The 12,671-nt window shown below is 39.3% G+C and carries 17 protein-coding genes; 15 read left to right on the top strand and 2 right to left on the bottom strand.

What is annotated here, in order from left to right; all coding sequences use genetic code 11:
* Positions 1-73 precede the first annotated feature (73 nt).
* The 6 genes from N8A86_RS20765 to N8A86_RS20790 all read left to right on the top strand — a co-directional run bounded on the left by N8A86_RS20765 (position 74) and on the right by N8A86_RS20790 (position 3,478).
* Positions 74-508 (top strand): DUF1801 domain-containing protein, encoded by a 435-nt coding sequence (locus N8A86_RS20765; RefSeq protein ID WP_273567114.1) that lies wholly within the window; start codon positions 74-76, stop codon positions 506-508.
* Positions 509-634: 126 nt separating this feature from the next.
* The gene (locus N8A86_RS20770) at positions 635-1,054 is read left to right on the top strand and encodes a DUF4157 domain-containing protein (protein ID WP_273567115.1); all 420 of its coding nucleotides are present in this window, start codon (positions 635-637) and stop codon (positions 1,052-1,054) included.
* Positions 1,055-1,069: 15 nt separating this feature from the next.
* On the top strand, positions 1,070-1,498 hold the full coding sequence (locus N8A86_RS20775; RefSeq protein WP_273567116.1) for a VOC family protein: 429 nt from the start codon (positions 1,070-1,072) through the stop codon (positions 1,496-1,498).
* Between the two features lie 161 nt (positions 1,499-1,659).
* The gene (locus N8A86_RS20780; RefSeq protein ID WP_273567117.1) at positions 1,660-2,430 is read left to right on the top strand and encodes an aminotransferase class V-fold PLP-dependent enzyme; all 771 of its coding nucleotides are present in this window, start codon (positions 1,660-1,662) and stop codon (positions 2,428-2,430) included.
* The gene (locus tag N8A86_RS20785) at positions 2,424-2,840 is read left to right on the top strand and encodes a PLP-dependent aminotransferase family protein (RefSeq protein ID WP_273567118.1); all 417 of its coding nucleotides are present in this window, start codon (positions 2,424-2,426) and stop codon (positions 2,838-2,840) included. The genes N8A86_RS20780 and N8A86_RS20785 overlap by 7 nt, the downstream gene beginning before the upstream one ends.
* Positions 2,841-3,058: 218 nt before the next feature.
* Positions 3,059-3,478, top strand: coding sequence for an SRPBCC domain-containing protein (locus tag N8A86_RS20790; RefSeq protein WP_273567119.1), 420 nt, complete (start codon positions 3,059-3,061; stop codon positions 3,476-3,478).
* A 130-nt stretch (positions 3,479-3,608) separates the two neighbouring features.
* Here N8A86_RS20790 and N8A86_RS20795 read toward each other — a convergent pair whose 3' ends face one another.
* Entirely contained in the window at positions 3,609-3,746 is a 138-nt protein-coding gene (locus N8A86_RS20795; protein WP_273567120.1) for a hypothetical protein, read from the bottom strand.
* 470 nt (positions 3,747-4,216) lie between these two features.
* Between N8A86_RS20795 and N8A86_RS20800 the strand changes: the two genes are divergently transcribed.
* The 9 genes from N8A86_RS20800 (at position 4,217) to N8A86_RS20840 (ending at position 11,486) form a co-directional block, all read left to right on the top strand.
* Positions 4,217-5,521: a dicarboxylate/amino acid:cation symporter gene (locus N8A86_RS20800; RefSeq protein ID WP_273567121.1), complete on the top strand. Its 1,305-nt coding sequence runs from the start codon at positions 4,217-4,219 to the stop codon at positions 5,519-5,521.
* 250 nt (positions 5,522-5,771) lie between these two features.
* Entirely contained in the window at positions 5,772-5,969 is a 198-nt protein-coding gene (locus N8A86_RS20805) for a hypothetical protein (protein ID WP_273567122.1), read from the top strand.
* Positions 5,970-6,609: 640 nt separating this feature from the next.
* Positions 6,610-7,191 (top strand): hypothetical protein, encoded by a 582-nt coding sequence (locus N8A86_RS20810; RefSeq protein ID WP_273567123.1) that lies wholly within the window; start codon positions 6,610-6,612, stop codon positions 7,189-7,191.
* 162 nt (positions 7,192-7,353) lie between these two features.
* On the top strand, positions 7,354-7,788 hold the full coding sequence (locus N8A86_RS20815) for a cupin domain-containing protein (protein ID WP_273567124.1): 435 nt from the start codon (positions 7,354-7,356) through the stop codon (positions 7,786-7,788).
* Positions 7,789-8,058: 270 nt separating this feature from the next.
* Positions 8,059-9,009: an SDR family oxidoreductase gene (locus N8A86_RS20820; RefSeq protein WP_273567125.1), complete on the top strand. Its 951-nt coding sequence runs from the start codon at positions 8,059-8,061 to the stop codon at positions 9,007-9,009.
* Between the two features lie 10 nt (positions 9,010-9,019).
* Positions 9,020-9,931 (top strand): helix-turn-helix domain-containing protein, encoded by a 912-nt coding sequence (locus tag N8A86_RS20825; protein WP_273567126.1) that lies wholly within the window; start codon positions 9,020-9,022, stop codon positions 9,929-9,931.
* A gap of 3 nt (positions 9,932-9,934) precedes the next feature.
* Complete coding sequence (locus N8A86_RS20830; protein ID WP_273567127.1) at positions 9,935-10,441, top strand: hypothetical protein; 507 nt, start codon at positions 9,935-9,937, stop codon at positions 10,439-10,441.
* Positions 10,442-10,461: 20 nt separating this feature from the next.
* Complete coding sequence (locus N8A86_RS20835) at positions 10,462-10,929, top strand: hypothetical protein (RefSeq protein WP_273567128.1); 468 nt, start codon at positions 10,462-10,464, stop codon at positions 10,927-10,929.
* A gap of 227 nt (positions 10,930-11,156) precedes the next feature.
* Positions 11,157-11,486 (top strand): YegP family protein, encoded by a 330-nt coding sequence (locus tag N8A86_RS20840; protein ID WP_273567129.1) that lies wholly within the window; start codon positions 11,157-11,159, stop codon positions 11,484-11,486.
* A 208-nt stretch (positions 11,487-11,694) separates the two neighbouring features.
* Here N8A86_RS20840 and N8A86_RS20845 read toward each other — a convergent pair whose 3' ends face one another.
* Complete coding sequence (locus N8A86_RS20845) at positions 11,695-12,657, bottom strand: lipid A deacylase LpxR family protein (RefSeq protein WP_273567130.1); 963 nt, start codon at positions 12,655-12,657, stop codon at positions 11,695-11,697.
* Positions 12,658-12,671 lie beyond the last annotated feature (14 nt).

The raw sequence follows: 12,671 nt of genomic DNA on the forward strand, positions 1-12,671 counted from the left end.
AGAAATATAGTAACTTGTCACTATATACATTTGTTGGCAGGCCTTGCAATGCGACTTAAAAATAACTACGAAAATGGCTAAAAATAAAACCACTGAAACAGAAATAGATGTCTTTGATTTTATTGAATCATATGTAGACAATGATCAAAAGAAAGCTGATAGTCATCGACTAATAGCATTGATGCGTGAATGGTCGGGTTTTGAACCTAAAATGTGGGGGCCGACCATAATAGGTTTTGGAAGCTATCACTATAAATATGCCAGTGGTCATGAAGGCGATGCTCCTTTGTTGGGTTTTTCACCGCGAAAAGCACAGTTTTCACTCTATGTCTATTCGAAAACAGAAAAGAGTGATTCCCTTTTAAAAGATTTAGGCAAATTCAAAATGGGGAAAGCTTGTATTTATTTTAAAAAACTAGCTGACATAAATATTTCGGTTGTAGAAAAACTTAGTACGGAAACCATTGCATATCTCAATGAACATCATGAGTGCGCTTGTAGACATTGACACTGTCGCCCTACCGCTAGTCCCGATAGCTATCGGGAGCAACTAGTGGCCGTTACAGTAAGTCGACAAAAGTTTAGGAAGAATTGTAGTAACTTGTTATATTATTCTAGTGTTATATGCAATACGATGGAACCAAGAAATAAAAATACTAAAACTGGCAAAACGAAAAAAAACAAGACCGGTTTACCTGACCATTTGAAAGCTGGTATTGAAAATCTTTCCGGATATGCTCTGGATAATGTGAAAATACGTTCCAATTCAGCTAAACCTGCCCAACATAGTGCATATGCCTACGCACAAGGAACCGATATTCATTTGGTATCTGGACAGGAAGAACATCTGCCTCACGAAGCATGGCAGGTAGTTGAACAGAAACTAGGCCGCGTGAAACCCGCTTCACACACGAAGTGTAAAGTGAATATAAATGACGATTTAGGATTGGAAAAAGAAGCTGATGTGATTGGACAAAAGGCGCAACTAATGGATCTAGGTGATTCAAGACCAACGACTTTGTTAAACGCTCAAGACGAATCAAAATCAATATAGGCGTTACTTAAAAAAATGAAAACAACAACATTTTTGACATTTGTGGGCAATCAATGCGGAAAGGCAGAAGAAGCCATAAATTTCTATACTTCTATATTTCCGAATTCCGAAATTAAGAATATCATAAAATATACCGAAGGTGAAGCCGGAGGAACACCGGAACTTATCAAATATGGAGTATTTATATTGAATGGTACGGAGTATATGGTTTCCGAAAGTAATTATAATCACGCTTGGTCATTTACGCCTGGGGTATCGTTGTTCGTTGCATGTAACTCTGAAAATGAAATACAAACTTTATTCAAAAAACTTTCTTCAAATGGAGGCCAGATTATGGTTCCTCTTGACGACTACAAAGGTTCAGGGGATTACGGCTTTGGTAAAAAATTTGGATGGTGTCAAGATAAATATGGTATTTCATGGCAACTTAATCTTTCAGAATAAATTTGATTTTATGATTTAAGCTACCCGTAGGCACACCCCCGATAGCTATCGAGAGAGCGCTAGCGAAATAATAGTTTACCAAAAAAACCAATAGCATCAATTTCCAAAATAGAATTATCCTCATTGAAATTTCAATTACCAGGTAGTTAAACGATAACACTATGAAGCTTAATGTACCCTTTGTACGCTCACAATTTCCTGCTTTTTCAGAACCCACTTTGAAAGGCTGGGCGTTTTTTGAAAATGCCGGAGGATCCTATCCTTGCGAGCAGTTTATCGATCGGCTCACCGATTTTTATCGCAAGAACAAGGTGCAGCCCTATTATCCCTATCCCGCATCCCAACGGGCAGGGGAACTCATGGATTCTTCTTATGAGCGCATGGCCGCGTACCTGAACGTAACTGCTTCCGAAATTCATTACGGCCCCTCCACCACCCTGAATGTATATGTATTGGCAAATGCCATGCGACCTATGTGGAAAGACGGCGACGAGATCGTTGTATCCTGTCAGGATCACGAAGCCAATGCGGGGGCATGGCGGAAACTGGCAACACGCGGTATAAAAATTATCGAGTGGCCTGTAGATCCACAAACCGGAGTATTGGATGTGCAGGATCTGAAAGGCCTGATTTCCAACAAGACCAAAATGCTCGCCTTTCCCCATTGTTCGAATGTAATCGGCCACATCAACCCCGTCAAGGAAATCAGTGAAATCGCCCACCAACATGGGGCACTCTGTGTAGTTGACGGTGTGGCCTATGCCCCACATGCCCTGCCAGATCTAAAAAATCTGGGGGCGGATATCTACCTCTTTTCATTGTACAAGACCTACGGTCCGCATTTGGGCCTGATGTATGTTGACAAAGCGCTCATCGGGCAATTGGAAAATCAATCGCATTTTTTAAAGAAGGCATCACCAGAAATATGCTGACACCGGCAGGTCCGGATCACGCACAGATAGCTGCCGTACAAGGCGTACTGGATTATTTTGATGATGTTTATGAACATCATTTTGATGTTGCCGCCCCACCAACAGAACGGCGTGTGGCTTTGAATCGAATGTTCCGGGAACATGAAAACACCCTTTTAGCACGTTTGCTTGATTTTCTACGATCTCGTGATGATGTTCAAATCATAGGTCCCGATACCTTGAAAAACAGAGCACCAACGGTTTCGATCATTCCGCAGCACAAAGACATCGACGCCGTGTATGAAAGCCTGACCAAACACAAATTGATGTTGGGCAAGGGCGATTTTTATGCCGTGCGTCCGCTTACCGGTATGGGCATCCCTAGGCCTCCTGGGGTGCTGCGAATTTCTTTTTGCATTACACGAGTATGAACGAGGTAGATCAATTGATCGCTGGCTTAAAAGCGGCCTTGTAATAGCATTTGCTTAAACAACCCCCGCTACTGCTAGTTTGCAACTCGTGGCCACAACAGTAAGTCAACACCAAAGCATATTGCTATTACAGAAAAAAGTAACTTGTTACTATAAACTAGTGTTAGCGGCAAGCTGAAAAAACCGAATTTATTCACGAAAAAATAAAACGATAATAAATGTCTAGAGATGTTGGAAAAACAAAAGATGTCGGGTATCAATTCGGGCTTCAAAAAACGTTTGCCATTTCAGAAATAGCAGCGTGGGATTTTATGTTTTCGGATAACGGATTGAAAATTTGGCTTGGTGACCTGAAAACTGATTTCTTACTAAAAGAGAATTATAAAACCAAAAGCGGGATAGAGGGATTTGTTCGAGTCTTCAAACCTTATTCACATATTCGGTTGAATTGGAAAAAGAAGGATTGGAAAAATATGTCAACGGTTCAGGTTCGAGTAATTGGAAAGGGTAAAAACAAAACCTTAATTAGTTTTCATCAAGAGAAACTATTGGATTCTAATCAACGTGTTGAGATGAAGGAATATTGGAATAGAAAAATGGACAAGATAACGGAAGAGATGAAAAAAGCTAGCCGCTAATCGAGTAGACGGCCGTGAGCGGTAAAGCCCACGGTGCGCCTCTCACACCACCGTACGTACGGGTCTCGTATACGGCGGTTCGTAAATCATCAAACCAAAGCTCTTTTCACCCTTGGCACTATCCTCTAATTTAGGCATAGGCTACCACTAGTGCTCCTATGCGAATTTTGAAGAGAATTACGTTCAGTCCTTCCTTACTCGTGAGACCTCTAGGGTTCTGCCCTAGCTCATTTCCTGTAAGTACTATGACCTCTGCTGACTTCTCCATATAGCTACACGTAACTTTGGAGACCTCCCCAGGTAATGACATCTTCTTTCTCCCGATCCCTGCCGTATCTACATACCTACCCTTTTGTAATCATCGGGCGTTACAATGATGTGCTTGCTTACCCAAGTAAATATGCCTCTGTATACGGTTCCTGTTCGTCAGTACCGGGTTTTGTAGTCTCGCTTCCTTCAGATGTGACCTCGCGGTTACCACCCTTGCGACTTACTAATGGTTCGAAGCGTTACCCCCGCCCATAAGGGACTTGCACCCTCTAGATTAATTAACTACATTTCTGTAGTTAAAAGATGCCCATGCTGGGCACACACACCGTCTATAATTAGTTGCTACGGAATTTCCTCATCGGAAAATCAAGCGCATTAATTATCTTAGCCAACAGCGGAATGTTTCTTGCGAATCATCCCGCAACTAACCATACACAAACCGTTAACAACCATTTCTTAAACCACGGCATGATAGAAATCAGACCTCTTAATAATTTGTCCGTTCATTTGGATCGCCTTATAAAAGGTCGCTTATGGCTTAAGGTGATCATTGGATTGATTTTAGGTGTTGGGCTTGGTATTGTAATCAATCCATCTACAGGGCTTGTTTCTGAAAGTATAAGTTTATCGTTAGCCAATTGGCTCGACTTACCGGGACAAATATTTATGAGGTTGGTTCAAATGATTATGATACCCTTGATATTTGCTTCTATTATTTCAGGAATTGTAAGCAACACCTCTGAGAACCTTAAGACCTTTGGGCTAAACCTGTTATTGTATTTCGTTTTCACAACGATCATTGCAATCACTATTGGTTTGGTTATGACACTTATCATGAAGCCCGGCCAATATGTTTTCAATTTGGGGGGATTTCCGAGCAGTGGAGAAAATCTTATAGAGGCGAATGAACAAACCAACCTGATTGAAAACATTCCAGATACTATTTCTAGGCTCATCCCAAATAATCCACTGGAGTCCATGTTAATGGGAGAAATGCTCGGTGTAGTGATATTTACCATCATAATTGGCGTAGCGATTACCCAACTCAAAAAGGAAACGGTAAGGCCTATCATCCGTTTTGTCGAAGCGATTCAGAAGATTTGCATGATTGTAGTTTCATGGGCGATGATGCTCGTGCCCTATGCTGTGTTTGGTTTGATGGCTGCCTTGTTATCTAAAATAGGTATTGAAATATTTCTCGGTTTGGGTTACTATATGCTAGTTGTTGTTCTGGGCTTGATCCTCTTAATGATCTTCTATTTAATAATGGTAGCTGTTTTCACTCAGAAGAATCCCTTCAAATTTTTGAACCTGATACGTGAACCTCAGCTATTGGCTTTTTCAACCGCCAGTTCGGCAGCCGTTATGCCAGTATCTATGAAAACAGCAGATGAGCAATTGGGAGTATCCTCTAATATCAGTGATTTTGTAATTCCGGTCGGAGCAACCATAAATATGGATGGTACCGCTCTATTTCAATGTGTGACCACCTTATTCATGGCGCAAGCTTATGGCATTGAGCTTTCAGTAATAAACATAGTCTTAATCACTGTTACGGTTGTAGCTGCATCCATCGGAACTCCTTCCATTCCAGGAGGAGGTGTCATCGTTCTTGCATCAGTGCTACAGAGCACAGGAATTCCAATAGATGGACTGATCATTATTATTGGCATCGATAGAATTTTAGGAATGTTTAGAACAGCAGTTAATGTGACCGGAGACCTAACTGCATGCGTAATTTTTAATAAATTTTTTGGATCGGATAAACCATAAAACATTTGCCAACAAAAAATAAACCCCCGCTACCACTAGTGGCCACAACGGTAATCCAGGCCCTCTTGATTTAACTACAATATAATTTCTCAGTGATGTTAGCCCTCCTTAGCGAGAGCACCTTACCCGTGCCTTCAACAGGAAGTAAACCTCATAAAAAGTTGTAAATTGAGGCTTTTTGAGCACGGGTATAATGTTCGTACCGGCTTAATGCCCATTTGATGCAATATCAAGCCTATTGATTAAAAACATGTCGAACGAAACCTATAGAAGATGTTCCAATTGTGGGGAAATGTGGTTAAACCAAGATTACTGTCCCACGTGTGGAAACATCATCAATATTACCTTAAAACGGGAATTGGAACGCAAAGAAAAAGCGATTCAAAAACAAAAGAAAATAGACGCCACGAAAAAGAAAAGTGCGGTTACTCTTTTTTTGAAAATGTAAAAGACCACGATAATATTTTTATTAGGTATACAGCTCGTTTCTTTTATTACATTTGGCTCGTTGTACTAGCTATAGGTTCTTTTTTAGCCTTAGTGATTAGTTATATTTCTGCTTAATGTGTTAGCCTTCCATTTTATGCTTCTTAGCTACATCAAACGTTATTACTTTCCCGTTTTCGTCGCAATTGCGATGCTGGTGTATGCAGCGCAACACCTTTCATTTCATTTACCTACCCTTATAAATAATCATCTAAACGATTTGCTTTGCATGCCCATCGTATTGAAAATATGTCAATATTTAGTTCGGCAAATCAGGAATGATATAAACCTACAAATACCCATTAGAATCGCATTTACGCTTACCCTATTATATGCGCTTTATTTTGAACTCATACTTCCAAAATTCAACGACCGTTACACTGCCGATATGATAGATGTATGCTTATATGGCATAGGATTTGTATTTTTTATATGGATAGAACGTTTTGGGGCTGGCAAAGTCCGCGGTGACCGCTAGTTTCCGGCAGAGGCGACAGGAGCATCTAGTGGCCGTAACAGTAAGTCAACACCAATATATATTGCTATGACAGAAATATAGTACCTTGTTACTATATACCAGTGTTAGGCATAATGGAATAATCATGAAAAACAGTATTTCCCTGATAAATTGGTTACAACTAATGGTAATACTTCTCATAACAAATAGTTGTCACCAAACTAAAACAGCCCATGCTAATGACTTCGAACAAGCTGCACGAGATAAAGCCCTAGAATATTTTGAAACTTTTGCCGAACGCTCTGATTGGGATAAATTCTGTTCATTTTATCGAGAGGATCTTCATTTTAAAGATATAACGCTCCAATTGGACTTGGATAGCCTTTGGAAATTCAAAAGGTTCTACAAATGGGATGAAGAAGAAGATAGGTTTAAAAAAATGTATCCCGAGCAAAAACATCTTAACTTACAATCACTTGTTGTGGAAGGAAATACCGTCGCGGGTAAGGGACATCTGAATCCATTTTATTATGATGGGGCACTCGTAAATACAGAATGGGGAATGGAATTTACGATATGGTTGCGTTTCGATGAAAATTTGAAGATCATCGAACAAATTGATTGGATGGAGTATGACGCAGTTACCCTGGAAAATACAATTAAAAGATGTAGAGAAAAAGGGGTTGAGTCAATTCCAGACTGGTTAGACTTATCTAAAAAAGATTAAAAATATGCCTAACAGTGTATATGAAGGTCATGCCGAGCAAAAGGGGGTTAATCCGCTAGCGCGAGCATCTTACTTGTGCCGGCAAAAATAAGCCTGTCCCTTTTTATAGATATAGAGTAACTTGTTACCGTATACAATTGTCGTACACCATAAAAATAAATCATGAAACCCAAACACTATATAAAAAATGGTGAAGGTGAGAATTACGATTACTCGCAAGACCACTGCTTTGTTAAACTGTCATCAAGAGACACGAATGGGGAATTATGCTTAATCGAGGACACCTTAAAACCAGGGTTTCATTTAAAGCGACATCATCATAAAGTGATGACAGAGGTATTCTATATGTTGATTGGCGAAATGGAACTTATTTTCGATGATGAAACCATAATTTTAAGCGAAGGAGATACCATTACAGTCCCACCAAACGTGTGGCACGAAGCCATTTGTAACGAAGGCGGAAAAATGCTTACCATATTTAAAAATGGACAGTTTGATATTTTCTTGGAAACATTGTCGAAGATGACCGAAGCGGATTTCTCCAATAAAGAATTAATGAAATCAGTCTCCAACGAATTTGACATCTACGAAGAATAAAAACCGTGTACTACAAAGTGTACCGTGCCTAGTAACTCTCGGGATGCTACTACCTCGCATGTTTGAGCCTGCCATGTCGGCAGACAGGCATCTTGCTCATGCCGGCAACAATACCCAAGCTAAAGCTAAGAAAGAAATGCAGTAACCTATAACTACATACTAGTGTTGTTTGGAATCAAAAAAGACCAAAAAGTATACATGATATGAAATTGTGTATACGACCACAACACAAGTTTGTATTAATCTTTGTCCCAACAAAATAAAACAAAGATGACTACAACTCAATTTGGTAAAAAAGGATGGACGCCCGAAAGAATAGGGAATTTAATTGGCAAAACATTCGTCATAACCGGTACTACAAGCGGTACAGGTTTTGAAGCAGCGAAAATCTTGCTCTCAAAAGGGGCAAAAGTGGTAATGCTCAATCGAAACCCAAAGAAAGCCGAAGACACCATTAAAATCATTAAAGAAGAACTTGGTAACGAAATAGAAGTTTCAGCTATAAAGATGGATTTAGCAGAACAAGCTTCTGTAAGAAAAGCTGCGGAAGAAGTTCTTAATACAGTTACTCGAATCGATGCCCTAATTTGCAATGCGGCAATTGCCCAAGTACCGAAACAAACCTTAACAGTAGACGGTTGGGAAAGTCAAATGGGCACGAATTACTATGGGAATTTCACACTTCAAGCTTTGCTGTTCCCCCTTATTGAAAAATCAAAAGGACGAATTGTAACGGTAGGAAGTATGGGATATGATATGGGAATCAAAACCATCAAATTCGATGATATGAATTGGGATAAAGATTACACGCCCAATAATGCGTATAGTCAAAGTAAACTGGCACAGATCATGACTATCTATGAACTACAGGATAGATTGAAAGAAGCAGGCAAATCAGATGTAAAAGCATATGCTTGTCATCCTGGTTCTTCAAGTACCAACTTAATAAATACCAGTGGTAGTGCTATGATGAAATTTATCTTTAATCTAATGAAATTATCACCATTGGTACAATCGGCTGAAAAAGGTGCTTATCCACAATTAATGTGTGCCACTGAACCAGACTTAGACCAGAGTGGTTTTTACGGCCCTACAGGAAGAAATAATTGGGTTGGACCAGTTGGAGCACATAAATTAGAGCCACACGCCAAAGATAAAGCTGTAGCCAAAAGACTGTGGGAAATTTCAGAAAAGGAAACAGGTTTAAAGTGGAATATTTAATTTAGCTACAATGCAACATTTCAAAACCTTATCGGCTTACTTGGAATACCTTGAACTTCCGCGCCCAGAGCATCCCATGTTGAGTGTATTTTCTGCCGCAGGCGATGATTTTCTACCTTGCCCAAAGGAGAGTTCGCCACCCATTACCAACGATTGCTATTCCATTAGCTTGAAGAAGATCGTAAAAGGTAACGTAAACTATGGGCGTACACAATACGATTTTACCAATGGCGCATTGATTTTCATCGCACCAAGGCAAGTGTTGCAATGGGACAGTAGCGTGGTATACGACCAAAAAGGGTTTTCAATCAACTTTCACGAAGATTTTCTGAAAGGGACAGAATTGGCGCATCAGATTAAGAAGTACGGTTTCTTTTCGTATTCGGCCAATGAAGCCCTACATCTTTCACCCAAAGAAGAAAAGCAGATCGAATCTATTGTAGAGAATATTCACATTGAATATCAAAATAATCAGGATGAATTCAGCAAAGACATCATTATTTCGCAACTCGGCACGCTTTTAAAATATGCCAACCGATTTTACGAAAGACAGTTTTTAAACCGAAAAGAACTGTCCAATGATTTGCTGGAACAGTTCAATCAGCAATTAGGCGCCTATGTTGATTCGGGGCAATTGCAGGAAAACGGGATTCCCAGCATAGATCAAATAGCGGACAAACTATCGGTTTCGCAACGTTACCTAAGTGATACACTCAAAAAAGAAACGGGGAAAACCTCGACCGAACATTTGCAATTGTACCTGATCGGAGAAGCCAAAAATATGTTGCTGAACCCCACTAAAACGATTTCTGAAGTGGCCTATGATTTGGGCTTTGAATATCCACCCTATTTTTCGCGCTTATTTAAAAAGAAAGAAGGCATCAGCCCAACGGAATACAGAGAAACATATAAAATGAATTAAACTATGGACATATTAAAAACAGCAACAGATTGGGCAAAAGCCGAGCTAGTTTCAACACCATTTTTCATTCTCTTCGGACTCGCATTTATAGCCGCTAGTATCGGGTTTTGGCAGTTAGGGAAAACTGATATGGCAAGGGAATACATAATTCCTACCTTGGTAGCAGGTGTTCTACTTATGACCATAGGACTTGGATTATTTTTCACCAATAAATCAAGGATTACACAATTTGAAACTTCATACCATAAAGATGCCCCTGAATTTGTAGCATCTGAAATTGCACGTGCCGAAGCAACTCTTAAAGAATACAATACAATCGTTTTTAAAGCTATTCCGATTATAATCATGGTTGCTGCCTTGCTGATTATCTTTATAAATACCCCGACTTGGCGGGCAATTAGCATCACAACGATTGCTATGCTAATAGTTATCTTATTAGTAGACGGAACTGCCTATGCAAGAATTGATACCTATCATAAGCAATTGGAATCCGTAGCTAAAAGAGGCTAAAAACGGTTTAGAAAAGAACTATGACCGAATCTAAAGAATATACGATAGTTCGTGGCGAAATAAAGTCAGGTCATGGTGTTGCATCCGGAAAAGGCAAAGATGAGCGCTATCCCGAAGGAACATTAAAACTACAATTCAAACATTTTCTAGAACGAGGACTCGATTTAAGCAACTATTTCATGGGTACCATCAATTTAGATATATCACCTTGTTCCTATGTAATTAAGAAGCCAAAGCATTTTTTTAAGCACATCGATTGGTCGGATTATATTCCTCCCGAGAATTTTTATTTTTTTGATGTAACCCTGCATTATAAGGATAAAACCTATAAGGGATTGGTTTATATGCCCGATCCGGAAACGAAAGCAGATCATGTTCAAATACCGAATATGCTTGAATTGATCCTTCCCAAAATAAAGGGCTTGGAATACGGTGATATGATAGAAATAGCGATTAAAACAGACCAATTGGATATCATGGTCAATTAAATCGCGGAGGGCGAGCATCTTGTTCGTATTCGGACCAACTATTAAAAAGCCCCTGACTTTTGTAATGCGCCGCGTGGGGCTAACATGACAATCGCACTAGCTAGATAAAGAATATTCATGCTCGTTTTTGAGTGTATAACACCCGTTAGGACTGTATTTTTATGACACTCTATAAAATAAGTCCATTTATTTTGAGTTAAATAGAAAACTCTAAAACATAAATTAATATGGGTAAGTTCGAAATTAATAAAGATAAAGCCGGAAAATTCAGGTTCAATCTTAAAGCTGGTAATCATCAGGTTATCTTGAGTAGTCAAGGTTATGCTACAAAAGCTGCGTGCGAAAACGGAATTGAATCCGTCCGTAAAAATTCCAAAGATGATACGATGTTCGAAAGAAAAAAGGCAAAGGATGGTTCACCTTACTTCAGTCTGAAATCTACAAACGGCCAAGTAATTGGTAGTAGTGAAATGTATTCCAGTACTTCAGCCATGTCGAAAGGAATTGCTTCAATAAAAAAGAATGCGCCTAAAGCAACCGTTCAAGATAATTCGTAGTATCTTCAACGCTAACTCATTGTACTTTACGAAGGTGATACGTACAATTTAAAGACAGCCCCTGCCAAGGCTGTCTTTTTTATTTAGCATTTAAGCTTTCAGTGATATTCTAAACTCCGATACCGCTAGTTTCAAAATCGTGCCAACCCCAATGCTATCAAAACTTCAGAAAAAAAGTCAGCATCAGAAATTATGTTTCCATAAAATTTCAAATCGTGAACCCGATTTTAATTCCGCCCCATTTAGAAGCGCTTCCAGTTTTAAATTCTTTAGTCAGTAAGGACCGCGCATATTCGAAATATAGGGTTTTCGATTTTAATATGATTCCGTAATTAAACTGTCCTTTGAATGGCGTAATATCCTGTGATGCGATTATATATGGACTTTGTTTATTGAATACCCCTCCTTGAAGTGTTGCGTCGTAACCGATAAAGTTTACTAGGGTTTGGGCATAGCCAAATAACTTAAAAACATTGCTATTTCCACTTGATGAAAATGGTGAATTAATGATTCCGAAGGTGGTGTTAATTCCCAGTGATACATTGATGAAAAGCGATCCTAATTTCGTACTGGCGTTTACTTGCAATGAAAATAAACCTTTATAGTTCACCAACTGTTTTTCATAGCCTATTTCATATTGGACCACAATGTCATTTTTGATTTGATTTCGCCAGCCTAAAGGTATTTTGTTTCCTGTTGCTTTATGAATGGCAACTTGCATTTCCTTACCGAAAGCACCAGGCCCAATGAGTCCCAAACTAAAGGCTGATGTAAAACGAATTTTATTCGCCAAATTGGTAGTAATACTAAAGCTTTTGAGCATAAACGCCGCAGCAAAAGGACGGTCACCAAACTGAATATCGGGAGAATCAAAACTTGTAGGTGTATAACCAATATGTTCCACGGCCAAGCCATACCGCGTTTCAACATCCTTTGGAGTATAGAACAAATAGTTGAAAGGGTTGGTCTTAAAAAAGGGAGCAACTAATTCGAGGTTATAGCCTTGGGTATAGTTCTTATCCGTCGCTGTAAAGAAGTCGTTATCGTAATTGAATCGAAAGTAACTTTCGCTTTTGATATCCCGAAAGGATACTACGTTTTCTATTTTTTGACTTATTAGAGTCTGTAGAAACATCGTAGCAAGGAAACACAGCACCATAGACCTTTTCATATCATACATACGAG

The sequence above is a fragment of the Maribacter halichondriae genome (assembly GCF_027474825.1).
Taxonomy (GTDB): domain Bacteria; phylum Bacteroidota; class Bacteroidia; order Flavobacteriales; family Flavobacteriaceae; genus Meishania; species Meishania halichondriae.

Coding starts and splice junctions, on each gene's coding strand:
- N8A86_RS20775 (WP_273567116.1), top strand. CDS start 1,070: ATGAAAACAACAACATTTTTGACATTTGTGGGCAATCAATGCGGAAAG.
- N8A86_RS20815 (WP_273567124.1), top strand. CDS start 7,354: ATGAAACCCAAACACTATATAAAAAATGGTGAAGGTGAGAATTACGAT.
- N8A86_RS20830 (WP_273567127.1), top strand. CDS start 9,935: ATGGACATATTAAAAACAGCAACAGATTGGGCAAAAGCCGAGCTAGTT.
- N8A86_RS20785 (WP_273567118.1), top strand. CDS start 2,424: ATGCTGACACCGGCAGGTCCGGATCACGCACAGATAGCTGCCGTACAA.
- N8A86_RS20770 (WP_273567115.1), top strand. CDS start 635: ATGGAACCAAGAAATAAAAATACTAAAACTGGCAAAACGAAAAAAAAC.
- N8A86_RS20825 (WP_273567126.1), top strand. CDS start 9,020: ATGCAACATTTCAAAACCTTATCGGCTTACTTGGAATACCTTGAACTT.
- N8A86_RS20810 (WP_273567123.1), top strand. CDS start 6,610: ATGAAAAACAGTATTTCCCTGATAAATTGGTTACAACTAATGGTAATA.
- N8A86_RS20795 (WP_273567120.1), bottom strand. CDS start 3,746: ATGGAGAAGTCAGCAGAGGTCATAGTACTTACAGGAAATGAGCTAGGG.
- N8A86_RS20805 (WP_273567122.1), top strand. CDS start 5,772: ATGTCGAACGAAACCTATAGAAGATGTTCCAATTGTGGGGAAATGTGG.
- N8A86_RS20820 (WP_273567125.1), top strand. CDS start 8,059: ATGACTACAACTCAATTTGGTAAAAAAGGATGGACGCCCGAAAGAATA.
- N8A86_RS20765 (WP_273567114.1), top strand. CDS start 74: ATGGCTAAAAATAAAACCACTGAAACAGAAATAGATGTCTTTGATTTT.
- N8A86_RS20840 (WP_273567129.1), top strand. CDS start 11,157: ATGGGTAAGTTCGAAATTAATAAAGATAAAGCCGGAAAATTCAGGTTC.
- N8A86_RS20845 (WP_273567130.1), bottom strand. CDS start 12,657: ATGAAAAGGTCTATGGTGCTGTGTTTCCTTGCTACGATGTTTCTACAG.
- N8A86_RS20835 (WP_273567128.1), top strand. CDS start 10,462: ATGACCGAATCTAAAGAATATACGATAGTTCGTGGCGAAATAAAGTCA.
- N8A86_RS20800 (WP_273567121.1), top strand. CDS start 4,217: ATGATAGAAATCAGACCTCTTAATAATTTGTCCGTTCATTTGGATCGC.
- N8A86_RS20790 (WP_273567119.1), top strand. CDS start 3,059: ATGTCTAGAGATGTTGGAAAAACAAAAGATGTCGGGTATCAATTCGGG.
- N8A86_RS20780 (WP_273567117.1), top strand. CDS start 1,660: ATGAAGCTTAATGTACCCTTTGTACGCTCACAATTTCCTGCTTTTTCA.